The sequence below is a fragment of the Vibrio lentus genome (assembly GCF_002875945.1).
GTDB classification, from domain to species: domain Bacteria; phylum Pseudomonadota; class Gammaproteobacteria; order Enterobacterales; family Vibrionaceae; genus Vibrio; species Vibrio apostichopi.
In genome coordinates this window covers 39,805-64,542 of record NZ_MCZK01000102.1, presented here as the reverse complement: position 1 = coordinate 64,542, position 24,738 = coordinate 39,805, and the positions used below count along the sequence as shown (strand labels likewise).

The window sequence follows — 24,738 nt, the reverse complement described above, 5'->3', positions numbered from 1 at the left end:
CCGGTCGTTAAAGTGACGTCATCAAAACGCACCCACTACATATGTTGGAAAATATTAGAGGGGAGCGATGACTCATTTTAATTAACGCAAAGGTTACCCATGAAAAAATTACTGGCATGCGCCATCTTACTTGCAGTCCAAACTCCTAGCTTCGCTTCGGACATTATTATTCAGGATGTAGACATCTTTGACGGCACATCAAAGCAACTACAGAAGAACATGGATGTCATTATTGAAGACAATATCATCAAACAAATTGGCGAGGACTTAGTAGCATTGCCAAACATGACGATTATTAATGGCGAAGGGAAAACCCTGACTCCCGGTCTTATTGATAACCATTGGCACTCAACGCTCGGACTCCCTTTAGGCCAACTTTTACGAGCACCAAACCAATACGTTGATGCGATTGCGGTAGACGAACTTGGAGACATGTTATTGCGTGGTGTCACGACGATTCGAGATGCGGCAGGGAATTCGGCTGGATTGAAAATGGCCATCGACAATAAGTTCATACCGGGGCCAAGAATTTATCCATCACAGGCACTGATTGGTCAATATTCAGGGCATGTTGATTTCAGAAACCCGAACTTCTTACCCAAAGAGTGGGGCGGTCCGGTAGATCCAATCGAACAGATGGGCATTGGTATTTTAGCTAACGGCACCGATGAAGTATTGGCAGCTGCACGTAACAATCTTTACCAAGGTGCGACTCAAATCAAAATGGCAGTAACTGGCGGTGTGAGTTCTAGCACCGATCCACTTTACGTGAACGAATACACATTGGAAGAAATAGAAGCTGCAGTGAAAGTTGCCTCTGATTACGGCACGTATGTAATGGTTCATGCACATTCTTCAGAAGGCATTCAGAGAGCGATTAAAGCGGGTGTAAAAACGATCGAACATGCTGCAATGGCAGATGAAGAGACATTCGCAATGATTGCCAACGAAGGGCTTTACACTTCGATTCAAGTGTTGGTGTTTAAACAACTGCTCGACACGATAGACAAAAACGACCCGCGTTACCTTAAAGCTAAGCAAGGTTGGGAAAATCTAGACAATATCTTTGACCATATTAAGAAATACAATGTTAAGACGGGTTAGGGAACCGATTTGTTGGAAGGTTTAGATAACCGAGAGCAACAACTGCAGGACTTGGCTTTGCGAGAAAAGTGGTTCACGCCAGCAGAAATAATGATTCAAGCAACGGGCACTAACAGTGAAATTCTGCAACTGACCGATAAACGCAACCCTTATGGCAAAGTAGGTGTGATTGAAGAAGGTGCGATGGCTGATGTACTTCTGTATTCGGCTAACCCATTAGAGGACATACAAATCGTGGCCCAACCAAAAACGTACCTATCAACCATTATAAAAGATGGAGAGATAGTGAAAATTGAAGGTGAAGTTATTTCGTCTTACTAAACCAAGGAAAAATGGCACTAACGGAGCAACCGGAACGTTTCAATACTTCCGGTTTTTCTTGTTAGTTATAGAATCCTTACTAAATTGCGATAAAATACAAAAAGTATCACCACTTGCCTTGTTTAGATTTAATATGATACATAATGTTGGGTGCGTTCCTGTATGAGTAAATATACTTAACTCATACCTAATCAGAGGAACTACCATGAAAACACTCATTAAATCAGTATTGGCAATTAGCATCTTAACAGCGGGCTCGGCTCAGGCATTCGAATTAACCAGTAATGATATTCAAGAAGGTCACCCAATGGCGAAGACGTTTGAATATTCAAGCTGGGGCTGTGATGGCGATAACTTGTCACCACAGTTGATGTGGGAAGACGCGCCAGCAGGTACCAAGAGCTTTGCGATTACGGCTTACGATCCAGATGCGCCAACTGAAAGCGGCTTCTGGCATTGGGTGGCGTTTGATATCCCTACGACGGTAAATGAGCTGCCTCGTGGTGTCGATATCTCTAAGTTTGGTGGTAAAGAAGGGCGCATCGATTACGGCACGGTTGGTTTCGGTGGCGCTTGTCCTCCAGAAAATGATGGCATGCACCGTTATCAATTCACGGTTTGGGCATTACCAACGGACAAACTTAACCTAGACGAAAATACACCGTCTGCTGTTGTGGGTTTCACCTTGAATAGCATGGCGCTAGACAAAGCGAAGCTGACAACGACTTACACTCGTTAGTTTGCTAATCAAGCAATCAGTATCAGACGAACAATAAGTACAAGAAATACAACAAAACAGATAAGGGGATGAGATGAATCATCAATATCAAGTGACAGTCTTTCGTGCCGAGCAATTACAAAAGCTGCGCAATGTGAGGATTCTATCCCCTAGTATTATTCAGATAATCACAGGCAGTAAGCGTCTGTTTTGGAAAGAGTCGGCAGCCGAACTTACACATTCAGAGTTGTTGCTGTGTGAAGCATCGGCATCATTGAGTTTTGAGAATATGCCTCACAAAGGACGTTTCCTTTCGCGTGTGTTCTGTTTTCATTTCCAACCTACGCAATCCATGCTCGATTTCAGTGCAGAGCGAGCAAATGAACTGGATTTACCTACCGTTGAAACTGACCGTGGTTTGCAAGATTCACTCAATGCGTTGTTTTCGTTTGATCGTCAGAGTATGAGCGAGCATACCCAACAGTTTTGGTTACAGGGTTTGTATCAGCAATTAGCAGAGAAGGGCGTGTTGCACCGGCTGTTTATTAGTTCAAACGTTTCGTTTAGCCAAAAGCTTAGCCACTATCTTTCGCATTCACCGGACGACAAGCATCCGTTGGAATCGGTAGCCGAACGTTTTGCTATGAGCCGCGCCACGCTTATCCGTAAGTTGAAACTTGAAGGTATGCAATATCGCGAGGTGCTGGCGGAAGTGCGCTTAAGTCACGCCCTTTTCCTGATGCAGAATGGACAGCAGAACGTTGCAATGCTGGCTCAGTCTTGTGGTTATCAATCAGAAGGGCGTTTTAGCCAACGTTTCAAGGGCAAGTTTGGTTTGTCGCCGAGTGAATATATCAAGACAGTCGCGAGCAAGACAGACGCAAGGGCATAGCCATTCTGCTGTCGTTTAAACGCTGACTTTCTTGTCTCTTGCTGCGAGCGCTGCAAAAATCGTACAGGCAAACGCGACAGTTGCTATTAATAGAATCGGAACACTCCAAGAATCAGTCAGAGCATGAAGCTTACCGACTAGAGTTGGGCCTGTTGCCGCTAGAGCATAACCAATGCCCTGAGCCATGCCAGACAGTGAAGCGGCTTGGCTGCTATTTGAGGTTCTCAGTCCCACAAAAGAAAGCGCAATAATAAAGGTTGAGCAGTTCGCCAATCCAAACAGTCCTACCCAAAATATGGCAAAATCAGGCAAGTACAGTAGGCCAATCAATCCAACAAACACACTTGAGGTACAAAGGGTAATGAGCCATTGTTGGTTATCGCTTTTGCCTAAGAATGGCAGTAACAATAGCCCTGGAACCATGGTTGAAAACTGCAGGAATCCGTAAATGTAACCCGCATCGATCTCGCTGTAGCCAAGATCGTTCAAGATCTGTGGCAACCAACCAGCCAAAGAGTAGAAGGTAAATGAGTTAAGCCCAAGTGCTAACGTTACTTGCCACGCGACACCACTCTTAATCATCTTTTTCATTGGCAGAGGTTTATCTTCTTGCTTCTTATTGGTGGCAGAAGAAGAACGCTTTCTGATTTTAGGTAACCAGATCATCAAGGCCAATATTGGAAATACTAAGTTCATTAACAGCGCTAACTGCCAACCAGTCAGCGTGAACAAGGTCAGTTCTGAAAACGGAACCATCAAACTTGAGCCCAATGTCGACCCAATGCCCATCGTAAAGATATACAAAGAAGTCACGGTAGCGATGCGTGTCGGGAAGCTGATTTTGACCACAACCGGTAACAACACGTTACCAATCGCGATACCAAGCCCGATCATCACAGTACCGATGTATAAGGTAGGAATAATTCCAAAAGAACGTAGCGTAATACCTGTCGTGATCAACACCAATGCTAACAACAGGCTAGGCTCAAGGCCGATTCGTTGGGATATCTTGGTGACTAATGGTGAAAACAAAGCGAAGGTTAGCAGCGGTAAAGCCGTTAAGAATCCAGCAGCAGAAGAGTTAAGGTTGAGCCCTTCCATAACCTGAGAAAGCACCGGAGCCAAGCTCGTAAATGGCCCGCGAAGGTTAAGTGATAGGAATAGAATCCCTAACATGATGAAAATGCTGTTACGAAGTGAAGCGCTCATAGGTTGTTCTACTGTGTGCTTATGAGAAGAAACGCTAGCCTACAGATCATTGAATGATTTCACAAATACCGTTTTAATAGGCACAAAACCAAGTGATTGAACGAGTGCATGTCGCTGTATAGCAGCGCAGATTGCTTTATGCCAGAGAAGGTAACCCATGACTGAATTGAACCCAAAAAGTGAATTAAACATAGACAAGATCACTAGTGATTTCCCGTTGCTAAAACAACTGATAGCACTTGAAGAGGTGAGTTGGTTTAACCCAAGCATCACAACGCTAGAGCAGGGTTTACCTTATGTGGGTTTGGGAGAAAAAGACATTCACGATGCAAGCAAGCGGTTACAAAGGTTTGCTCCTTATCTGGCGAAGGCATTCCCTGAAACTCAAATCACTAATGGTATTATTGAGTCTGAGATTATTGATATCCCAGCGATGAAATCGACGCTGGAAGCGCATTATCAGTCGTCGATTAAAGGTCGTCTGATGATGAAAAAAGACAGTCACTTGCCGATTTCAGGTTCAATCAAAGCCCGTGGCGGTATTTATGAAGTATTAACCCACGCCGAGAAGTTAGCGTTTGAAGCAGGATTACTGAGTGAGAGTGATGATTACAGCAAACTGCTAGAGCCTGAGTTTCGTGACTTCTTCAAACAATACAGTATTGCCGTAGGGTCGACAGGTAACCTAGGCATGTCCATCGGTATTATGAGTGCCAAGCTTGGCTTTACGGTATCGGTTCACATGTCTGCTGATGCGAGAGCGTGGAAGAAAAACAAACTGCGCGAGCATGGCGTTAATGTGGTTGAGTATGAGCAAGATTATGGTGTAGCGGTAGAGCAAGGGCGTAAAGAAGCTGAACAAGACCCGCGCTGTTTCTTCATTGATGATGAAAACTCTCAAACCCTGTTCCTTGGTTACTCTGTGGCGGGAGAGAGACTTAAACAGCAATTTGAGCAACAGCAGATTATTGTCGACCAAGAGCACCCATTGTTCGTTTACTTGCCATGTGGTGTTGGCGGCGGCCCCGGTGGTGTGGCATTTGGTTTAAAGATGGCCTTTGGTGATGATGTTCACTGCATCTTTGCTGAGCCGACCCATTCACCTTGTATGTTGTTGGGTGTCCACACTGGCTTGCATGATGACATTGCAGTGCAAGATATGGGTATTGATAACCTAACCGCAGCAGACGGACTTGCAGTAGGCCGTGCTTCTGGTTTTGTTGGTCGAGCAATGGAGCGCTTATTGGATGGTTACTACACATTAACCGATGAGCGTATGTATCAACTGTTAAGTGAATTGAATCAAGCCGAAGGTATTCAGTTAGAGCTTTCTGCACTGGCTGGTATGCCGGGCGCAGTTCATGTTGAACACAACAGTGAGTATCTGGAAAGGTTAGGCATCGATGATTCTACGTTAGCCAATGCCACACATCTTGTTTGGGCGACGGGCGGAGGCATGGTACCTGAGCAAGAAATGGCAGCGTATTTAGCTAAGTCTTCGGTGTAAATCGGATAGAAAGTCGGACGCTGGTGGATGATTTGTGAGTTTAAACGAAGCAATAAGTTGCGCAGATCGTTATCCCAAACACATATTTTATAAATTAGGCTTCATAGGTGTTCTAATTATCAGTTAGGTTGAGTGGCATTCAACTTGATAGGGATAGAGCGATGCCAGTACAACAACCAAATACACCAGAAAAACTCTTACAGCGCTTAGATGCCATTGGGGAATCTTTGAAAGCTTCTGGTAAGGCGCATGCCTTGTTGGGGCTCGGTTCTGTTGGCATTGAAACGGAGCGATTGGATCATTATTCTGACGTGGATTTCTTCGCGATAGTGCAAACGGGGCACAAGCAGTACTTCTTAGACAGCTTGCATTGGCTGTCTGATATTCTTCCAATCGACTATGCCGTAAGGAACACGGTCGATGGCTATAAAGTACTTTATGCCGATGGGATATTCTGTGAGTTTGCGGTATTCGAACCAAACGAATTAGCACACATTCCCTTTGCTGAAGGTCGTATTGTTTGGCAGGACGCTGGCTTTGATACTCAGTGTTGTGTTCCACCAGCAAAAGGTGTCCCTGAAACGAACTCTCAAGAATGGATCATCGGTGAAGCACTGACCAATCTTTATGTGGGTATGTCTCGCTATAATCGCGGTGAAAAGCTTTCTGGGAGTCGTTTTGTTCAATCTTACGCGCTTGATCGTTTGATCGATTTAGTGGATCAAACTGAAACGTCTGAGCCAGAATTCGTCGATGAATTTATGTCGGATAGAAGGCTAGAGGCGCGCTTCCCTAAGTTCGCTCAGTTATTACCGACCTTTACTCAAGGCTATGAGCGCACGGCGGAATCTGCTCTGGCACAGCTTGAGTTTTTGAATGCTCACTTTAACGTCAACCAAGCTATGCGCTCTAGAATCATTGATTTATGTAATTAATACATTTACTTACGATATCCATCTTCAATAGTTTCTGTTTTAAAACGCATCGAAAACTGGTTTCGGTACGTTAGTTTTATTGTCTACCAATAAAAGGGTTGTCGCTAACCCTTATTATTGGTAGGTTTTAATAATGAAATTTACTTCCGCTTCAACTTCAATTTTCTTTTGGTGGTGCTCTATCTAGAGCAGCACGGAATACTCACATTCTTTAGCTGCTGGAAGGTAGTTAAGAATGTCGTCTCTTTTTATCTCCAGTAGCCTTTTTTACTTGGAGATACCCCATGAAAACACCTCAAAACACGAACAAACCAGAAATCATTCTGACTGGCGATCGAGCTACGGGCCCTTTACATCTAGGTCATTATGTTGGCTCACTTCAGCAGCGCACTTCATTGCAACATATTCACGACCAAACGATATTGGTTGCCGACATGCAAGGGCTTACTGACAACGCTCATAATCCTGCCAAGGTTTCGTCTAACATTCTTAATGTGGTGGCTGATTATCTAGCGGTAGGCATCGATCCAACAAAAACCACAATCTGCCTTCAATCACAGTTACCAGCACTCGCTGAACTCACCATGTTCTACAGCAACCTTGTGTCTATCGCTCGTTTGGAACGCAATCCAACCGTTAAAAGTGAAATTCAAAACAAGGAGTTTGGTCGCTCAATTCCAGCTGGTTTTCTGACTTATCCGATTTCACAAGCGGCTGATATTACAGCCTTTAACGCGACCTTGATTCCTGTGGGTGACGACCAATTGCCAATGCTAGAGCAGACCAACGAGATCGTGAGAAAAGTAAACTCGCTCGCGGGCAAGCCAATCTTAAATGAGTGTAAACCTCTGCTTAGCAATGCCTCTCGTCTTCCGAGCACCGACGGCAAAAGCAAGATGTCCAAATCAATGGGGAACGCGATTAACCTTGGTGCGACAGAGAAAGAGATTCGTACCGCAGTCAAATCCATGTATACCGACCCAAATCATCTACGAATCGAAGATCCTGGCCAAGTAGAAGGGAACATCGTGTTTACCTATCTTGATGCTTTCCATACTGATGCTCACTACGTCAATGAACTAAAAGATCACTACCGCAGAGGCGGGTTAGGGGATGGCCAAACTAAGAAGGTATTGGAAGAGTGCCTACAAGAGATGATTCGCCCGATAAGAGCACGCAGAGCCGAATTGCTGGATGACAAAGCGCAACTCATCGATATCTTGCGCCAAGGCACGCAGCTATCAAGAGAAAGAACAGAAACCGTGTTGTTTGATGTTAAAGAACTATTTGGCTTGAACATCTTGTAAGTTTCATCAGCGATTATTCTTCATCTATTCACATTTCATCCTTCACTTATTCATAAGACGAGTGCCCGATAGCGATCTGATCTCGTCATCGGTTACCCGACCTGTGTGAAACCACCAAAGAGGTTATCGTTTACGTGACTTCTTTGGACTGATTTTAATGCTTATTACTGTGCGATTTATCATTTCCTATTTACAGAAGTAACACTTCAGCATTTAGCTAACTATAAGATTTTAAATAAATTTTTGCGGTATATCTCAGTTCGAAAGACATCATTAATTATGTTTTGAATTAATCTCACATATGCAACTGAGTTAATTTCTTTATGTGCAATATCTATCGTTAAGATGCGACTTCATCTAGTTGGTGAATTAATAAAAACATAATTATAAAGGTGATGTATGCGTGGTGCACATTTACTAATGCTATTTCCGATAGCGTTTACTTCTCAAGCTGCCAATGTTGTCGACTACTCGCAAGTCGATTTATCTACAGTACTCAATCAAACAACACAGGGTTTTACCGCTGTAAGCCAACCACTTGCTTACCAAGATGCAAGTCGAGTAAACACAGGTACAACAACACTCCTACGTAAAACACAACTTCATTACGGGATTCCGGTTTACGGTCAATCGGTAGTAGTTGATCTTTCCAAGAAGGGCATTGCGAAAGCAGTCGATGGACAAGTATTAACGGGCATTGAAGCTGATATCGGATCAACCTTGCCAATGATTAGCGCAAAGCAAGCTATTGATATTGCGAAGTCACAGTATAAAGGGGTTGCCGCAGCGACTATTCGTGATCCTAACACTGAGCTTCTTATTTGGCTTGATGAACAGCAACAAGCGCGCCTGATTTATAAGGTCGATTTTTTGCAGACTTTGGGCATGGCACCCTCAAGACCGATTACGCTTGTTGATGCTAAATCGGGTGAGTTACTGGATCGATGGGAAGGGATTGCGTTCATAGAGGCAGAAGGACCGGGTGGAAACCAGAAAAGTGGTCGCTATTACTTTGGATCGAATACGCAGTTTGGCGGATTCCAAGTCAACTCGTATTGCCAGATGGACAGCCAAAACGTTGTGACTATGAACATGAACAACCAACAAGGCTCAGGGCAGATTCATCAATTTAGCTGCAACGGAAATTACGGTAAGAACGTCAATAATTATCGCGCAGTTAACGGTGCGTATGCACCAATGAACGACGCACACTACTTTGGCCAACGTGTGTTCGACATGTATCAAGATTGGTTGAACACACGTCCTATTCAGCAAAAGCTTACTATGCGTGTTCACTACGGTTCGAACTATGGGAATGCGTTTTGGGATGGCCGCCAAATGACGTTTGGAGATGGTAACCAATCCATGTATCCATTGGCGACGTGGGACGTGATTGCTCATGAGGTCAGCCACGGCTTTACTGAGCAAAACTCAAACCTTGAGTATCGTGGTATGTCGGGCGGAATGAACGAATCTTTCTCTGATGTAGCTGCTGCGGCGCTTAGTGAATATGTACATGGCACTTTCAATTGGAAGATGGGCGAGCATGTAATGAAGCATAGTGATGCGATGCGTTACTTCATTAACCCAAGTCAAGATGGTATGTCTATCGGTCACATCAACCAGTACTACAATGGCATTGATGTTCACCATAGTTCAGGGATCTTTAATAAAGCGTTCTACCATCTAGCCACGAGCAACAGTTGGGGTATCAAAAAAGCGTTTAAGGCTTACGCTACCGCGAACCAACTATACTGGACACCAAACTCGGATTTCCAACAAGGTGCCAACGGGGTGTGCAAAGCTGCTGAAAAGTTAGGTTATGAGACCTCTGCAGTGAAATCTGCGTTTAACGAAGTGGGTATTGATGTACAGAACTGTGGTTCTGGTCAGCCAAATCCGAACCCTAACCCTCCAACTCCAACACCTGGTGTCGTGGAACTAGAGATAAACGTGCCAACACCAATTGTGAGTGGTGGCGATGATCAGCAACAGTTCGTTCTAAGGAATGCACCTGGAAGTGACGCTTGGATTCAGACTTATCATGGTTACGGTAACGTTGGCTTGTATGTCGCAATCGGTCGACCTGCGTCACTAAGCGACTACGATTGCTCTTCTACCAACTCAGATAACAATGAATATTGCGGTTTTGGTGGCCTGCAAGGTGAGGATATCTACGTGCTGGTGGACGGCGCTCAAAACTCAATGGATGCTTACGTTGCTGTTAGCGCAGACTTTGGATTACCTCAGCCTCAACCTCAACCAGAACCTGAGCCACAAGGCTTGTGCGATAACCTTCAAGAGTGGAATCCAAATTACTATTATCCAGCAGGCACAGCAATTCAGTATTACGGCAACAGATTCTCAGCGTCTGCGGATAACTGGGGAGCCGACCCGTTCAACAATTATTGGTACTGGGTATTTGAAGGTGCTTGTTACTAGCTAAAACGACTTAAAGTGATTTAAGTTAGCTAAAACTGATGAGAAGGGAGCGCAGTCTGTGCTCCCTTTATTCGTTCAAAGTGAGAGGTGAAGATGGATGCTGATCTTGTGTTAGCACGTTGGACATTAGAGTATGTGGCTAAGGCTAAGGCTAAGGCTAAGGCTAAGGCTAAGGCTTATTCGGCATTCAGCACGCAATATTCAGTAACGACGACACAAGGATGATTAATTTGGAAATCAGTCATTTAGATCACTTGGTACTAACCGTTAAAGATATAGAGATAACGGTAGATTTTTATCAGCGCGTGTTAGGCATGAAACCCATCCAGTTCGGAGAAGGTCGCTTGGCGTTGTCATTTGGTAATCAAAAGGTAAACCTTCACCAGCAAGGCAATGAGTTCGAACCAAAGGCTGAACGTGTGCAAGCGGGAAGTGCTGATCTTTGTTTTATTACCAATACACCCATGGCTGAGGTAATCGAACATATCAAAGCGAACGGAATAGAGATAGAAGAGGGGCCAGTACCGCGAACAGGTGCGACGGGTAAAATTGTCTCTGTTTATGTTCGAGATCCTGATGGCAATCTGATTGAGGTTTCTAACTATTAGGATTTAGCTTCAAACTTCATTTCTACTTTATCTTTAGATTCAATCAATCACGCTCTTAAGCTACTTGGGACTGGATGTAGCCAGACAAATAAATTACAATCGAACAATGTTTTATTAATTCGAGCCTTATCGTTATGGTGCGTAACCTAGTCACATTCATCGTTAGTCTGTTTTTCTTAACGGCTTGCTCTACCACGAGTAATGAGCAGATTGACGAGAAGACATTGAGCAACGAAGACACTTTGTCGAACACTATCGAAGATGATGCGAATCTAAACGTCATTGCTGAGTCAACGGATGAGACAAGTGCTGATTTAGTTCAGGATACTAGTGCCAACGTTAAAGCAGAAGCTGAACCTGTATCAGAAGCATTCGAAGATTCTGAAGTGCACTCATCTCAAGTAATAGCGAAACAAGATGAAGTTGAGACCGACAATGAGAAAGGGCTGGGAAGTTACCTATTGCTCAACAACGAACCGACTAAGAAAGTCATCAAGTCGTTCGAGGGAGTAACAGACACATTGAACGTTCTGACCTTTGGAATATTTGCCACAGGCAATGGTTGAGCGAATAGCTTGAATTAAGAACATCGAATCAGTAAACAAGGCGAGCCAAGTGGTTCGTCTTTTGTATATCTGAAACTTACTATTAGTTCTGGGTGTAGTTCTGGTTATAACTGTTGTTCGCTTGTTTGCCGGCTTGAGTCAAGAGACAGTCAGCAAAGTAGGTATTTGTTCGTTCTGGAATGGACTCGCCGTATTTACCGTGTTTGACTTGTTATATGCATCAAGGGTTTTAATACTCTTCCCAAAGTAAGCTGTGAAATCTAATCTTACAAAGACAATGTCTGATATTCACTTGTGAGCATAGTAGTATGTTTGCCGTGAAATCCGGTATTTAGTTTTGTTATCAATATTCTAGGGAAGAGATATGAAGAATAAGAGTGTATTTTTAAGTGTCGCGATGGCCATGTTGGCGGCTCAAGCGAACGCATCTGACGCGAACCATGAGTCTGTAGCAGACAGTGTTATCGCCGAACAAAGAGCGAACCTGTCTGAAAACACACAAGGCAAAGGTTTCGGCCCGCAAGCCCCACGTGATTTGGGTTCTTTGCAGGGAACTAACGCTCGTCTGTTTTCCGATGCGCCAGATTCAACAGCCATGAACCTATGTAATATCCACTTCCATAAGAACGCAGAACACAAAGGGGGTGAGTTTACTCAATACGCTGGTAACGGTGATGGAAAAGGTTTCCAGAGTGGCTTTAAATACACAGGTAAGTTAAGTACGGCTGAGCTGAAACCATTTGAGGGCAAGGTTTGTCCGAGCGATCATGGCTCTTTGCATTCGGGCGACACCATCGAAGTGCATTACGTGTACTCAACCGCTCAAGTCGAACCGGGCGAAACCCTCGGTGCTTGTTTCAACGATGCGATTACCAACCCGCAACTGCGTGTTGAAACCCAAGTTTATGTGTTAGTGAATGATGACAAGGCTCTCGACTTCGAAGCACTCGCTAAGCACTCTAAAGTCAACGGTTTGCATCAAGCACCTAACATTCCACAAGATACTGGCTCAGCGATTCAATACGCAGGCTCTACAACGGGCCCAGGTTACAACGAGCAAGGTTCACCTTTCCAAGTAACATGGAGTGTTCGTCCACAAGTAGCGAAAGTAAACATCGCGACGGTTGGCAACTGGTGTGAAGGAAACGACTTCAATGAAGATCACGCACACGGTGTGAGAAACATAGTTGTAAACCCAGAGTTGTTGTCACCAATAGCGAACTAATCTTGTTGCGTTGATTCGTAGTTAATATTTTGTAAAGGCGAGCCACTAGGTTCGCCTTTTTTGTGTCTTATCGAAAAACACGTTGGGTTTAGCTTTAGGGGCATGCCTCGTGGGGAAATTACGTGTGACACTTATTCAAAACATGAGTCGTGTGAATCGTTCTTAGTTAAAAACGCTGTTAGTCAAACAGTCTCTTAGACAAAAACGTTCTTTACCCGAATCGGGGCTCCATGATACGTTCGAAAATTATAATGTTGAATGATATTTGAGGGACGGAAGATGTCACTAGAAGGCGCAGTTACATTCTTTATTGCCATGTTTATATTTGGTATTACTCCGGGGCCTGGCGTATTTGCCATTTTAGCTCGCGGTATGGTTAATGGTTGGCGAAAGTGCATCACTCTTTCGTTAGGAATGATATGCAGTGATCTGATTTATCTTGCGCTTGCCTGTTTTGGCCTAGCGACGATTGCTGAGAACTGGTCGTTTGCTTTTGAGGTGATTCGTTACGTTGGTGCCGCTTATCTGATTTACTTGGGCTACAAGATGTTTAAGAGCCTACCTGAAGTGCAAGGTTCTGCGGAGCTCGCAGCCAAGCAAAGCCAAAAATCAGAACTCGCCAGTTTCGCGCAAGGCTTTTTGATCTCAGCATCAAACCCGAAAGTGATTCTGTTTTATATTTCATTCTTGCCTACGTTCATTGACCTGACGGTTTTGCAGTCGCAAGATATCATATTGGTTTCGGTTTTAGCGGCGGTTGCTCTGATGTCTGGTTTAATGCTCATTGCAATGGGCGCGGGCAGAATGGCCAGTTTACTTAAAACGCCACGCGCACATAAAAGGTTAAACCAAAGTGCAGGTGGAATAATGATTGCAGCTGGCTCATATTTGGCGATAAATCGGTAGACATAGCTTGTTAAGCTCGATTCTTTAAGCTCGACTCATTAAACAAGAAGGCGAACCGATGGGTTCGCCTTTTTCGTTATAGATGTACGCTTTGTTAGTAAATCTAAGCGTCTACAAAAATCACTTCACCAGTAAGGAAGCCATCGACTGAGCGCTCGAATGCTTTGCCGACTAACTTGCTTGGTACGGGCTCAAAACCTGGCATCATTTCACCGTAAACATCCCACGCTTCAGCGAGCACGGTCGGGTTGATGACATTGATGCGTGTGTTTCTTGGCATCTCATAAGCGACACACTTTACGAAGGTGTCAATCGCGCCGCTGGTGGTTGCGTCTGCAATAGCGAAAGGGATTGGCTTCACGTTCAAAATACCGCTAATCAGTGTAAATGAACCACCATCAGCAATGTATTTTTGGCCGATGCGAACAAGATTAATTTGTCCCATCATTTTGCTCATTACTGTGGTCACCCACTGTTCTTCTGTCATATCTGCAAAGGTGTTGTATTCACAAAGGCCGACTGTGTTCACAACCGCATCAAAGTGTCCCACATTCTTGTAAAGCGCTTCAATCGACTTTGGGTCGGTGATATCAACAATATGGTCGACATCGCCAGAGCGACCCGCTGTGATTACGTTGTGATTGCCTAAGCCCATTAGTGCTGCTTGACCCATCTTGCCACGTGCGCCAATTAGAATGATTGTTTTCATGTTGTTCTCCGATCTGTATGTGTTTCGTTTCGATGGAGGAACTTTAACTAAATGACTAAACAAGTAGAAACAAAGCTTAATTGTGAGTGTTACTGGTTTTTCTTGTGCAGTGTTACACTCATATAGAATCCAATTTCACGGAAGTAGGTAAGTGTGAGCAAATTAGATCGATTAGACATAAAGCAACTCAGGGTTTTCCAAGCGCTAATACGTGAAGAGAACGCGTCTAAAGCTGCCAACCAATTAGGGATGACTCAGCAAGCCGTCAGTGAACATTTAAAGAAACTGCGTGAAGTCTTCGACGACAGGTTGTTTGTAAGAAAGACAAATGGGTTTGTTCCAACGACATTTGCTCAAGAACTTTCTGTTGGTGTGGATCGTCTGCTTATCGATTTCAACTTGCTGTTATCAAAGACTAATTTTGTGCCAGAGAAAGCAAAAGGGACGTTTGTGATTGCGGCGACAGATTATGCCCAGCAGATTATTTTACCGAGCTTGATAGCAAAGCTAAGGGAGCGAGCGCCGGAATTAAAGCTGATTGTGCGTGACTTCGAAATCGATAACCTGCACGAGTTAATGGAAAGCGGTAAGGTCAATTTAGCTATCGCATTCCCTGATTACATTCCAGATAGCTATAAGGTCATTAAGCTGTTTGAAGAGCACCATGTTTGCGTCACTTCACCTCATTCCTCTATCGCTCAAACAAACCCTTCATTAGAAGAGGTCGCGAGTTATCCGACGATCATCGCTTCACCATCTCGCCCAAACTTTAAAGGGTCGATTGACGAATGGTTTGGGAAGTTCGGTTTAAAGCGCAATGTTGTGGTGTCTGCTCCGTGTTTCTCCATCGTACCCATGTATCTAAACACCACTGACTCGATTGCCTTCCTACCATCCAGAGCGATAGAAGGGCTGAATCTCGTCACTCTTCCAATGGAGCAATCACCAGAGAGTTTCGATGTGGTAGCTGCATGGCACCCAAGATACAACGATGATCCGCTGCAAAAGTGGGTCACATCTTTGTTAGAAGTTGAATAGTCAGGAACAAGAAGTCGTTTCAGTCGATCATTGGATCATGCGTGGGCTCAAAGAAATGGATCAAACTTAATCAGTGTCTAACTCAAGTTCTTCCTACAATATTACTGATAGAAAACCCATTCACGCCTTATGTGACAATGCTCCCAGTAAGTATGAGAGATTTAAAGTTATAAAATTGACTAAATCTAGATGGGTTATAGAAAATTAAGTTGAGTTTTAAGTGTGCTATTCAAGATGTATAGTTGGTGATAATTCATTGAGTTATTGAATCTTTTAGTTATCAGATGATGTGGGTGTTATGAAGAAAAACGGCTTTACGTTAATGGAATTAATCATTGTTATCGTGATACTCGGTGTTTTAGCTGTGACAGCAGCCCCGAGGTTTCTTAATATCCAAGAGTCAGCGAGAGAAGCGGTACTTGAGGGCGTCGCTGGTGCGATGGAAGGAGTCATCACTCAGGTAACCTCTAAGGCTATTATTGTTGGGCTAGATCCGGCTGCCAGCAACCCAAGTGATCAAAGTAACTATGTTATCGATTTTGGTATCGGTAGCGTTGAGGTCGACTGGGGGACACTTTGTCCTGAAAGCCGAGGGGAGTCTGGCGACAAATTGAATATGCTCGATTTTCTTACCTTGTCAGATGATGACAGCTTAACGTCTGACTTTGCTAATAGGTATACAGTGGTTGGTTATGAATACCCGTTTACCACTGGAGATCTTGGCGGCGCGATAATAGACGATCTTCCATCTGGTTGTTATGTTCTCTATGACTCTTTTGGTGGTAGAACGAGTGGAGATACATGTCCAGCTGATGGTTGTGTATGTACAGTTCAAGTAGTTAACGATGAGTGTTAAACCGAACACATGAACTGATTTATGAAAATTCAATAAAAAAGCGCGTTATTGCCGAGTAGCAATAACGCGCTTTTTTGTATTAGCTTGATGATTTGTCTTAGTTTGCCAATGGAGAACTTGCTGGTGGCAAGTCACGCTTCTTAATCACGTATCGCAAGCGAATTAACATCAGTGTCGCTGAAACGCTCAAGCCCGTAAGAATACCAATCCAAAAGCCTTCTTCACCCATTGCAGGAACAATGTGGTCTGTTAAGCCCAACACCATACCCAGTGGTAGTGCTAAGCCCCAGTATGAAGCGATAGCTAAGATCATCGGGATCTTAGTGTCTTTATAGCCCCGCAGTGCGCCGTTAGCAGACGTTTGCAATGCATCGCTGAATTGGTACATCGCCGTAAAGGTCAACAATACCGCTGCCGTTGCGCTAATTGCAGGGTCGGTGGTGTAAAGCCTAATGATCCACTCAGGGAACAGAAGGAACATCGCAACTGAAAGTAATGAAATCAACGCCGCAACCAAGATACCGACTTTGCTGCGTTCAATTGCGCCAAGCTCGTCTTTCTCGCCTAGTGCATGTCCAACACGAATCGTAATGCCAAAAGAGATACTCATCGGAATCACGTAAGTTAGGCTTGAGATGTTAAGTGCAATTTGTGCGGCTGCCACGTTCTCTGCACCAATACGACCAATCATCAGTGCGATTACCGCAAAGATACTGCCACATACCGCGATGTTCATCCCGATAGGTAAACCTAATCTTAGAAGGTGAAGCATCTCTTTTGCTTTTGGCTTAGCGTCTGAAAACTTGATGATGGTCTTGTAGTGGTGATGACCTTTAATGTAGGAATAGAGCATTCCCGACATTAGCCAATACACTAAACTTGTCGCCCAGCCACAACCCACAGCGCCCATTTCAGGGAAACCAAACTTACCGTAAATAAGCACGTAGTTGACCGGAATATTCACCAACAAACCAACCACTGAAATGATCATCGGTACTTTGGTGTTGTTCATACCCTCACAGAAGCCGTTCAAGGTGTAGAACAGGGCAATACCCGGTACACCAAAGGCTAGGGCAAAGGCATAGTCGCTACCAATTGGGATGATCTCGGCGGCTACACCAATCCATTCTAAGATCGATTTCGCACTCACCAAATAAGCGATGAGGAGCACACTCGCTATTAATGCTAGCCAAACCATCTGGAAGAATTCAACAGAGATACTTTGAAAGTCACGTGCGCCGCGGTGGTAAGCGACAACAGGCGTTAACGCCATAATCACGCCACGTAGCAACAACAACACGGGAATCCAAAGGCTGGTGCCAAGTGCAATAGCGGCGAGGTCGGCAGGGCTTACTTGGCCAGCCATTGTCGTATCGACAAATCCCATCGCTTGGGTAGCTATTTGAGTCAAAATGATTGGAATCGAAAGATGCATAAGTGCACCCGATTCACGAGTAAAAGGACGAAATTTCGTTAGCATGGAAGTTCACAACACCAATATAAATACACGAATGATGGCAGGATGGCCGGTGTGCATTTTAGGATGTGCCCCGTTGGGCGGGCGACAATATAAACACCTTACCGTATAGGGTCAAGCTTTGGATTTCTAGAGTTTAACTTGCTCTGAAATAGGGAAGGGTTCTGAGGGTTAAAACACAGTTAAAAAGCGCATAAGTTTATGATTTGTTGGGCGTTATATTGGTTAGGTAATTTCTGTATTTGCTACGCTTATCACTAAGGTTACAGTATAAGTTATTGTTATGGCTCAACTAAAATTAGTACAATTGGTGGCATAAAAAACTAGATAGAAAGATTCTGTATTTAAATGCAGAACTTTTCGGTCTAATAGCTGTTAACTGTACAGGTAAATATGAAAGTTACTAAAAGCTCTAGGCATTCGAAGATAACAGGTGATTTTACAGAGAACCTTGTTCTTTACTGGTTATCTAAATATGGTTTTGAAAGTACAATTGTCGATCATACTGGTATCGATATTATTGCTAGAAACCCAAATAATAATGAATTAATGGGGATCTCTGTAAAATCTCGTTCAAGAAATACAGGGAAAGAAAAACAGTATCTAAGCATTGGGAATGATCATTTTCCTAAAGTAGAGGCTGCTTGCACCGCTTTTGGTTGTATTCCATATTTTGCAATCGTAATTGATGAACTAGATACGATAAAAGTATTTATTACCTCGATGGAGCATTTATTAAGTTTACATCCTATGAGAAAAAAGTGTTCTGGTTGGAAGATGACAGATAAGTGGGTATTGCAATATGAGAAAGATCCAAAAATAAAAATGTTTGAATTTAAGCATTCAACAAGTACCTGGTGGTAAGTACAGTTAACAAGTCATTTAAATGGAAAATTAACAGTTGGCCATCGCTTCGCGATTATAGCCAACCATTAATTTCCACTTAATGAGGCGCTAGGAGGATATATGGATAGTGCATTATTAAAAATTCAAAGAGCAGAGAAACATTATAGTGAACTCTCTGTTCTATTTGTGAAGAAGAAACCTTTTCGATATTTTTTAGAAACCAATTGTAAAACGGGTCAACGAGCAACATTTGCAAAAAGAGATATAGTGGTGGTTAACGATGCTGCAATAATTATTGGAGACATAATTCATAATCTTAGAGCTGCAATTGATCATACATATTGGAACTGTACATCTGATTTTGCAAAGTCTGAAGGTGAAAAGAAGAGTATCCAGTTCCCAATAACATCTAATGAAGATGCATTGCAGAAGTCTATTCTTCCTGGATTGCCGAAAAGGGTTTCTGAGTCCTTTGCAAAGGATCTAGCATCCTTAAAACCATATCGAGAAAATGGGAATAAATTACTTTGTGCTATTCATGATCTGGATGTAATGGATAAGCATAAACTTCTAATACCAACCGGTAATTTTACAAAAATAACTAGCGCCATGTTGCAACAGCAAGTTCCTGATTTTCCCTCGGGTTTGATGGGTGTTGGAATTGGTAACTGTCATCGTGATGTAGTTTGGCATATCAAGCCTATGACTTGGACTCAACGACGAAAAGCAAGAATACCTGCTTCTAACATAATAGAGAAAGAGTTAAATGTGCCCGTAGACATCATTCTTAACGATCTTGATTTCTCCAAACCAGCTTTAGAGGTTTTGAAAGAGCTGATTGAAGTCGCTAAAAACGTCGTAAATGTCTTAAAAGAAAGTGTTGAGCCCAAAGAGCTAGTCAAATCCTCCTAACAAACGACTATGGCGCCAATATAAATTTGGCGCTATCCATCTATCAGTAACTTCAAACCTAGCGCTGTATCAGCCTCTTACTGCCACAGAGCCAGCAGAAACACAAAAAGTCCAATCCCAAGCGTGACTTTTAGAAGTAAGCCAAGAGGGGCTCCACCTTTTGGCGCTTTGTTGCAACATCCCATAATCGTTACCTCATTCATCGTTGGATTCATTTCACCATAAACCTTTCCCTTACGGTAAGGTCAATGCATTTGTTAGCCTCAGATTTCAGAAAACAAAAAGGCGAACCGTTTGGTTCGCCTTTTGTTATGTTTTTCTGCTTAGCGCCGCTACGAATTAGTCTTCGTAGTTATCGATGCTTGGGCAAGAACAGATTAGGTTACGGTCGCCGTATACGTTGTCTACACGGTTAACAGTAGGCCAGTACTTCGAGTTCTTCGTTGCTTTCGATGGGAAGCAAGCCAGTTCGCGAGAGTAAGGGCGATCCCATTCTGCGCCTGAAAGGTCAACTTGTGTGTGCGGTGCGTTCACTAGAGGGTTGTTGTCTAGTGGCCATTCACCCGCTTTCACTGCTGCCATTTCGTGACGGATTGCGATCATCGCTTCACAGAAACGGTCTAGCTCTTCTAAATCTTCTGATTCAGTTGGCTCTACCATTAGTGTGCCAGCTACTGGGAAAGACATAGTCGGCGCGTGGAAACCGAAGTCCATTAGACGCTTAGCAATATCTTCTTCGCTGATACCTGTGTCTTCTTTAAGCGGACGAATATCGATAATACATTCGTGTGCTACGCGGCCGTTAGTGCCACGGTAAAGAACAGGGTAGTGAGGACGTAGTTTTTCCATCACGTAGTTCGCGTTCAGAATCGCGACTTTAGTCGCGTCTGTTAGGCCAGGTTCGCCCATCATTGCGATGTAAGCCCAAGAGATAGGTAGGATTGAAGCACTACCTAGATCTGCAGCTGATACCGCGTAGTCAGAACCTTGTACACCGTTTTCGATGTGACCTGGTAGGAAAGGCGCTAGGTGCGATTTAACACCGATAGGACCCATACCCGGACCGCCACCACCGTGTGGGATACAGAATGTTTTGTGTAGGTTCAAGTGAGATACGTCTGAACCGATGAAGCCAGGTGAAGTTAGACCTACTTGAGCGTTCATGTTCGCGCCGTCTAGGTAAACCTGACCGCCCGCTGCGTGTACTTGTTCACACACTTCTTTCACTTGCTCTTCGTATACGCCGTGCGTAGAAGGGTAAGTGATCATGATGCTTGATAGGTTTTCTTTGTGCTTCTCGATTTTCGCTGCTAGATCTGTCATGTCGATGTTGCCATCTTCATCACACTTAACAACCACTACCTTCATTGAAACCATTGATGCTGTTGCAGGGTTAGTACCGTGCGCAGAGCTTGGAATCAGACAAACGTTACGGTGAGCTTCACCGCGGCTTGCGTGGTAACGTTGAATCGCGATTAGACCTGCGTATTCGCCAGATGCACCAGAGTTAGGCTGTAGTGAGAAATCGTCGTAACCGGTGATTTCACATAGCTTCTCTTTAAGATCTTTCGCTAGCGCTGTGTAACCCGCTGCTTGATCAAGAGGTGCGAATGGGTGAATTGAACCAAACTCAGGCCATGTTACTGGAATCATCTCAGCAGCAGCGTTCAGCTTCATCGTACAGCTACCCAGTGGGATCATGCCGTGCGTTAGTGAGAAGTCTTTGTTCTCAAGCTGTTTTAGGTAACGCATCATTTGCGTTTCGCTGTGGTGCGTATTGAATACTGGGTGAGTTAGGAACTCAGATTCACGACGGCAGTTTTCTGGAATTGCTGCAAACTCATTTGATGCAATGTCAGAAGATAGTGCTTGAACGTCTTCTTTCACGTCGAAGATTGCGAACAATGCGTTCACGTCGTCGATCGTTGTTGTTTCATCTAAGCTGATACCGATCTTACCTTTAAGAAGGCGAAGGTTGATGTCTGCTGCTTGCGCTTTCGCGTACAGTGCATCTGTCTTCTCTTCAGAGTTGATCGTGATGGTATCAAAGAAGCTGTTGTTCGTTAGCTCGTAGCCCGATTTAGTCAGGCCTGCCGCTAGGATAGCTGTCATGTGGTGTGTACGACGAGCAATAGTACGTAGGCCTTCTGCACCGTGGTAAACCGCGTAGAAAGACGCCATGTTTGCTAGAAGTGCTTGAGCTGTACAGATGTTCGATGTCGCTTTCTCGCGGCGGATGTGTTGCTCACGAGTTTGCATTGCCATACGTAGCGCTTGGTTACCGTGAGTATCGATAGATACACCGATTACACGACCTGGCATTGTACGCTTATGCTTTTCACGAGTACCCATGAATGCAGCGTGTGGACCACCGTAACCCATAGGAACGCCGAAACGTTGCGCTGAACCGATTACTACGTCTGCGCCCATTTCGCCCGCAGGCTTAAGTAGAGCAGAAGCAAGTAGGTCAGTAGCAACCGTTACAAGTGTTTTGTTTGCTTGAGCTTTCGCAATGATGTCTGTTAGGTCACGAACTTCACCCGTTGTACTCGGGTATTGAAGAAGCGCACCAAATACGTCTTGCTCTGGAAGTGTTTCAAGAGCACCAACCATTACTTCAAAACCGATGTACTCAGCACGAGTTTTAACAACTTCTAGTGTTTGAGGGTGAACATCGTCAGCAACGAAGAATACTTTGCTCTTGCTTTTGCCAGCACGCTTACACAGTGTCATAGCTTCGCCAGCCGCTGTCGCTTCATCAAGAAGGGATGCGTTCGCGATTTCCATACCTGTTAGGTCCATTACCATTTGTTGGTAATTGAGTAGAGCTTCAAGACGACCTTGAGAAATCTCTGGTTGGTATGGTGTGTAAGCTGTGTACCAGCCTGGGTTCTCTAAAACGTTACGTAGAATAACGTTTGGAGTGAATGTGTTGTAGTAGCCTTGGCCAATGAAAGTACGTTTCACTTGGTTTAGGTTAGCGATCTCTTTAAGAGAGGTCAGCATGTCCATTTCGCTCAGAGGCGCAGCAAGTGTCATTGGTTTTTCAAGACGGATTTGTGCAGGAACCGTTTCGTCGATCAGTGCGTCTAAGCTAGTCGCGTTGATCGCATCAAGCATTTTCTGCTGGTCTGCTTTATTAGGGCCGTTATGACGAGCAACAAACTCGTTTTGAGTACCCAAGTCTTTTAGTAATTGGCTTTGAAGTAATTCAGTCATGATATGTTCTACTTTCTCTTTGGAGCCGTGAGCTAGCCCCTAAAATTAAGCTGCTCTAAAGAGCAGCTTTATCGTAATGAGGAACCTATTAGTCTTCTTCGATAGAGCTTAGGTATTCTTCCGCATCTTTAAGGTTGTTTAGTTCAGACGCATCAGACATCTTCACTTTAACAATCCAACCACCTTCATAAGATTCTTCGTTAATTAACTCAGGGCTATCTTCTAATTCTTCGTTGATTTCTACAATTTCGCCAGAGATTGGTGCGTAGATATCAGAAGCTGCTTTCACTGATTCAACTAGAGAGAAGCTTTCGCCAGCTTCGATTTCGTCTCCAGTGTCAGGCAGGTCAACAAACACAACGTCACCTAGCATCTCTTGAGCGTGCTCAGAAATACCGATAGTTACAGTACCGTCACCGTTGTCTTTTACCCACTCGTGGCTGTCTGCAAACTTTAGTGTATTGTCCATTGCTTATTCTCCAAAAATTTATGAGGTTTTAATTTAAATCTTAAAAACGGTTTAACGATAAAGAGGGAAGCGTTTGCAAAGCTCTTTAACTTGCTTGCGAACACGTTGCTCAACTTCAGCGTTGCCTTCAGGGCTTTCAACTAAGCCATCAAGTACATCGCCGATCCATTCACCGATAAGTTTGAATTCTTCAGTGCCAAAACCACGACTGGTTCCAGCTGGCGTACCTAAACGAATACCCGAAGTAATCATAGGCTTCTCTGTGTCGAATGGTATGCCATTTTTGTTACATGTGATCCCTGCACGCTCTAATGCTTCTTCAGTTACGTTACCTTTCAAGCCCTTAGGACGAAGGTCAACCAACATTAGGTGCGTGTCTGTTCCGCCAGTCACAATGTCACAACCGCGAGTTTGCAACACTTCAGCAAGAACTTTTGCGTTGTCGATCACTGAATCAATATAAGTATTAAATTCTGGGCCAAGTGCTTCGCCAAACGCTACTGCTTTAGCCGCGATAACGTGCATTAGTGGACCGCCTTGAAGGCCAGGGAACACTGCAGAGTTGATCTTTTTGTTGATGTCTTCGTGGTTCGTAAGAATCATACCGCCGCGTGGGCCACGAAGTGTTTTGTGCGTTGTTGTTGTAACAACGTGTGCGTGTGGTAGTGGGCTAGGGTGAGCACCTGTCGCGATAAGACCCGCGATGTGTGCCATATCGACCATTAGGATAGCGCCAACTTCGTCAGCGATTTCACGGAACTTAGCGAAATCAATAACGCGTGGAATAGCACTACCACCAGCAATAATCATTTTAGGTTGGCTTTCGATAGCTAAAGCGCGAACGGCTTCGTAATCGATTTCTAGAGTTTCGCGGTCTACGCCGTATTGAACTGCGTTGAACCACTTACCAGACATTGCAGGGCGTGCACCGTGTGTAAGGTGGCCACCAGCATCTAGAGACATGCCTAGGATAGTGTCGCCAGGTTGAAGTAGGGCAAGTTTAACTGCACCGTTTGCTTGAGCGCCTGAGTGAGGCTGTACGTTTACGTATTCGCATTTGAATAGTTGCTTCGCACGTTCAATCGCAATCGCTTCAACTGTATCTACATGTTCACAACCACCGTAGTAACGGCGGCCTGGGTAGCCTTCAGCGTATTTGTTTGTTAGGCAAGTGCCTTGAGCTTGCATTACTGCTTTAGAAACGATGTTCTCAGAAGCAATAAGTTCGATTTGTTCATTTTGACGAGTGTTCTCTGCTTGGATGCCAGCAAATACTGCATCGTCTGTTCCAGATAGGTTCGTAGTGAAAAAACTGTCTAAGCTATGGTTTTGGTAAGCGTTCATTGTCGAGACCTTTCATTAAGCTAATGGTGATTGTTTTTATAGTCCATTAGGTCTTACGTTGATTTCTGCATCGGTATCGTTTGCGCTATATAGGTATAGATAAACGTGAATTGCGTTATAAATATACT

At 44.1% G+C, this 24,738-nt stretch carries 23 protein-coding genes; 17 read left to right on the top strand and 6 right to left on the bottom strand.

The window, feature by feature from the left end:
• Positions 1–99 precede the first annotated feature (99 nt).
• From BCT49_RS08985 to BCT49_RS08970, 4 genes are all read left to right on the top strand, one after another.
• On the top strand, positions 100–1,104 hold the full coding sequence (locus BCT49_RS08985) for an amidohydrolase family protein (protein WP_102434943.1): 1,005 nt from the start codon (positions 100–102) through the stop codon (positions 1,102–1,104).
• Between the two features lie 9 nt (positions 1,105–1,113).
• Positions 1,114–1,425, top strand: a complete 312-nt coding sequence (locus BCT49_RS08980) for a hypothetical protein (protein WP_133151654.1) — start codon at positions 1,114–1,116, stop codon at positions 1,423–1,425.
• A gap of 205 nt (positions 1,426–1,630) precedes the next feature.
• Positions 1,631–2,164, top strand: a complete 534-nt coding sequence (locus BCT49_RS08975; protein ID WP_102434941.1) for a YbhB/YbcL family Raf kinase inhibitor-like protein — start codon at positions 1,631–1,633, stop codon at positions 2,162–2,164.
• A gap of 73 nt (positions 2,165–2,237) precedes the next feature.
• Complete coding sequence (locus tag BCT49_RS08970) at positions 2,238–3,035, top strand: AraC family transcriptional regulator (RefSeq protein WP_102434940.1); 798 nt, start codon at positions 2,238–2,240, stop codon at positions 3,033–3,035.
• 15 nt (positions 3,036–3,050) lie between these two features.
• On the opposite strand, the gene BCT49_RS08965 is transcribed toward BCT49_RS08970, so the two are convergent.
• On the bottom strand, positions 3,051–4,244 hold the full coding sequence (locus BCT49_RS08965; RefSeq protein WP_102434939.1) for an MFS transporter: 1,194 nt from the start codon (positions 4,242–4,244) through the stop codon (positions 3,051–3,053).
• A gap of 157 nt (positions 4,245–4,401) precedes the next feature.
• Between BCT49_RS08965 and BCT49_RS08960 the strand changes: the two genes are divergently transcribed.
• From BCT49_RS08960 to BCT49_RS08925, 9 genes are all read left to right on the top strand, one after another.
• Positions 4,402–5,751 carry a D-serine ammonia-lyase gene (locus BCT49_RS08960; RefSeq protein ID WP_102434938.1) on the top strand — a complete coding sequence of 450 codons (1,350 nt, stop codon included), beginning with the start codon at positions 4,402–4,404 and terminating at the stop codon, positions 5,749–5,751.
• Positions 5,752–5,912: 161 nt separating this feature from the next.
• A complete protein-coding gene (locus tag BCT49_RS08955) occupies positions 5,913–6,686 on the top strand; it encodes a hypothetical protein (protein WP_102434937.1) in 774 nt (257 codons plus the stop codon).
• Positions 6,687–6,970: 284 nt separating this feature from the next.
• A complete protein-coding gene (trpS, locus tag BCT49_RS08950) occupies positions 6,971–7,993 on the top strand; it encodes a tryptophan--tRNA ligase (protein ID WP_102434936.1) in 1,023 nt (340 codons plus the stop codon).
• A gap of 399 nt (positions 7,994–8,392) precedes the next feature.
• On the top strand, positions 8,393–10,435 hold the full coding sequence (locus tag BCT49_RS08945; RefSeq protein ID WP_102434935.1) for a M4 family metallopeptidase: 2,043 nt from the start codon (positions 8,393–8,395) through the stop codon (positions 10,433–10,435).
• 93 nt (positions 10,436–10,528) lie between these two features.
• Positions 10,529–10,660: a hypothetical protein gene (locus tag BCT49_RS26280; protein ID WP_277869414.1), complete on the top strand. Its 132-nt coding sequence runs from the start codon at positions 10,529–10,531 to the stop codon at positions 10,658–10,660.
• 5 nt (positions 10,661–10,665) lie between these two features.
• Positions 10,666–11,043 (top strand): VOC family protein, encoded by a 378-nt coding sequence (locus BCT49_RS08940; RefSeq protein ID WP_102435032.1) that lies wholly within the window; start codon positions 10,666–10,668, stop codon positions 11,041–11,043.
• Positions 11,044–11,177: 134 nt separating this feature from the next.
• A complete protein-coding gene (locus BCT49_RS08935; protein ID WP_102434934.1) occupies positions 11,178–11,609 on the top strand; it encodes a hypothetical protein in 432 nt (143 codons plus the stop codon).
• A gap of 364 nt (positions 11,610–11,973) precedes the next feature.
• Positions 11,974–12,834 carry a delta-class carbonic anhydrase gene (locus tag BCT49_RS08930; protein ID WP_102434933.1) on the top strand — a complete coding sequence of 287 codons (861 nt, stop codon included), beginning with the start codon at positions 11,974–11,976 and terminating at the stop codon, positions 12,832–12,834.
• 279 nt (positions 12,835–13,113) lie between these two features.
• The gene (locus BCT49_RS08925; protein WP_055319497.1) at positions 13,114–13,740 is read left to right on the top strand and encodes a LysE family translocator; all 627 of its coding nucleotides are present in this window, start codon (positions 13,114–13,116) and stop codon (positions 13,738–13,740) included.
• Between the two features lie 103 nt (positions 13,741–13,843).
• Here the strand turns inward: BCT49_RS08925 and BCT49_RS08920 are convergent, their stop codons facing one another.
• Entirely contained in the window at positions 13,844–14,449 is a 606-nt protein-coding gene (locus BCT49_RS08920; RefSeq protein ID WP_102434932.1) for a short chain dehydrogenase, read from the bottom strand.
• Between the two features lie 153 nt (positions 14,450–14,602).
• Here BCT49_RS08920 and BCT49_RS08915 point away from each other — a divergent pair, with 153 nt between their 5' ends.
• Positions 14,603–15,487, top strand: a complete 885-nt coding sequence (locus BCT49_RS08915; RefSeq protein WP_102434931.1) for a LysR family transcriptional regulator — start codon at positions 14,603–14,605, stop codon at positions 15,485–15,487.
• 298 nt (positions 15,488–15,785) lie between these two features.
• Positions 15,786–16,343, top strand: coding sequence for a type II secretion system protein (locus BCT49_RS08910; RefSeq protein WP_102434930.1), 558 nt, complete (start codon positions 15,786–15,788; stop codon positions 16,341–16,343).
• A 97-nt stretch (positions 16,344–16,440) separates the two neighbouring features.
• Here the strand turns inward: BCT49_RS08910 and BCT49_RS08905 are convergent, their stop codons facing one another.
• Positions 16,441–17,823, bottom strand: a complete 1,383-nt coding sequence (locus BCT49_RS08905; RefSeq protein WP_102434929.1) for an MATE family efflux transporter — start codon at positions 17,821–17,823, stop codon at positions 16,441–16,443.
• A gap of 390 nt (positions 17,824–18,213) precedes the next feature.
• Between BCT49_RS08905 and BCT49_RS08900 the strand changes: the two genes are divergently transcribed.
• Both BCT49_RS08900 and BCT49_RS08895 read left to right on the top strand, forming a co-directional pair.
• Positions 18,214–18,684: a hypothetical protein gene (locus BCT49_RS08900; RefSeq protein WP_102434928.1), complete on the top strand. Its 471-nt coding sequence runs from the start codon at positions 18,214–18,216 to the stop codon at positions 18,682–18,684.
• Positions 18,685–18,786: 102 nt separating this feature from the next.
• Entirely contained in the window at positions 18,787–19,578 is a 792-nt protein-coding gene (locus BCT49_RS08895) for a hypothetical protein (RefSeq protein WP_102434927.1), read from the top strand.
• A 339-nt stretch (positions 19,579–19,917) separates the two neighbouring features.
• Here the strand turns inward: BCT49_RS08895 and gcvP are convergent, their stop codons facing one another.
• The 3 genes from gcvP to BCT49_RS08880 form a co-directional block, all read right to left on the bottom strand.
• Positions 19,918–22,797: an aminomethyl-transferring glycine dehydrogenase gene (gene gcvP, locus BCT49_RS08890; protein ID WP_102434926.1), complete on the bottom strand. Its 2,880-nt coding sequence runs from the start codon at positions 22,795–22,797 to the stop codon at positions 19,918–19,920.
• An 88-nt stretch (positions 22,798–22,885) separates the two neighbouring features.
• Complete coding sequence (gene gcvH, locus BCT49_RS08885; RefSeq protein ID WP_004730871.1) at positions 22,886–23,266, bottom strand: glycine cleavage system protein GcvH; 381 nt, start codon at positions 23,264–23,266, stop codon at positions 22,886–22,888.
• 51 nt (positions 23,267–23,317) lie between these two features.
• Positions 23,318–24,610 (bottom strand): serine hydroxymethyltransferase, encoded by a 1,293-nt coding sequence (locus tag BCT49_RS08880; RefSeq protein ID WP_017105928.1) that lies wholly within the window; start codon positions 24,608–24,610, stop codon positions 23,318–23,320.
• Positions 24,611–24,738 lie beyond the last annotated feature (128 nt).

Bases quoted from the DNA above. Each gene is read 5' to 3' on its own strand.
- BCT49_RS08985 (WP_102434943.1), top strand. From the start codon at position 100: ATGAAAAAATTACTGGCATGCGCCATCTTACTTGCAGTCCAAACTCCT.
- BCT49_RS08975 (WP_102434941.1), top strand. From the start codon at position 1,631: ATGAAAACACTCATTAAATCAGTATTGGCAATTAGCATCTTAACAGCG.
- BCT49_RS08970 (WP_102434940.1), top strand. From the start codon at position 2,238: ATGAATCATCAATATCAAGTGACAGTCTTTCGTGCCGAGCAATTACAA.
- BCT49_RS08965 (WP_102434939.1), bottom strand. From the start codon at position 4,244: ATGAGCGCTTCACTTCGTAACAGCATTTTCATCATGTTAGGGATTCTA.
- BCT49_RS08960 (WP_102434938.1), top strand. From the start codon at position 4,402: ATGACTGAATTGAACCCAAAAAGTGAATTAAACATAGACAAGATCACT.
- BCT49_RS08955 (WP_102434937.1), top strand. From the start codon at position 5,913: ATGCCAGTACAACAACCAAATACACCAGAAAAACTCTTACAGCGCTTA.
- trpS (WP_102434936.1), top strand. From the start codon at position 6,971: ATGAAAACACCTCAAAACACGAACAAACCAGAAATCATTCTGACTGGC.
- BCT49_RS08945 (WP_102434935.1), top strand. From the start codon at position 8,393: ATGCGTGGTGCACATTTACTAATGCTATTTCCGATAGCGTTTACTTCT.
- BCT49_RS26280 (WP_277869414.1), top strand. From the start codon at position 10,529: ATGGATGCTGATCTTGTGTTAGCACGTTGGACATTAGAGTATGTGGCT.
- BCT49_RS08935 (WP_102434934.1), top strand. From the start codon at position 11,178: ATGGTGCGTAACCTAGTCACATTCATCGTTAGTCTGTTTTTCTTAACG.
- BCT49_RS08930 (WP_102434933.1), top strand. From the start codon at position 11,974: ATGAAGAATAAGAGTGTATTTTTAAGTGTCGCGATGGCCATGTTGGCG.
- BCT49_RS08925 (WP_055319497.1), top strand. From the start codon at position 13,114: ATGTCACTAGAAGGCGCAGTTACATTCTTTATTGCCATGTTTATATTT.
- BCT49_RS08920 (WP_102434932.1), bottom strand. From the start codon at position 14,449: ATGAAAACAATCATTCTAATTGGCGCACGTGGCAAGATGGGTCAAGCA.
- BCT49_RS08910 (WP_102434930.1), top strand. From the start codon at position 15,786: ATGAAGAAAAACGGCTTTACGTTAATGGAATTAATCATTGTTATCGTG.
- BCT49_RS08905 (WP_102434929.1), bottom strand. From the start codon at position 17,823: ATGCTAACGAAATTTCGTCCTTTTACTCGTGAATCGGGTGCACTTATG.
- BCT49_RS08900 (WP_102434928.1), top strand. From the start codon at position 18,214: ATGAAAGTTACTAAAAGCTCTAGGCATTCGAAGATAACAGGTGATTTT.
- BCT49_RS08895 (WP_102434927.1), top strand. From the start codon at position 18,787: ATGGATAGTGCATTATTAAAAATTCAAAGAGCAGAGAAACATTATAGT.
- gcvP (WP_102434926.1), bottom strand. From the start codon at position 22,797: ATGACTGAATTACTTCAAAGCCAATTACTAAAAGACTTGGGTACTCAA.
- gcvH (WP_004730871.1), bottom strand. From the start codon at position 23,266: ATGGACAATACACTAAAGTTTGCAGACAGCCACGAGTGGGTAAAAGAC.
- BCT49_RS08880 (WP_017105928.1), bottom strand. From the start codon at position 24,610: ATGAACGCTTACCAAAACCATAGCTTAGACAGTTTTTTCACTACGAAC.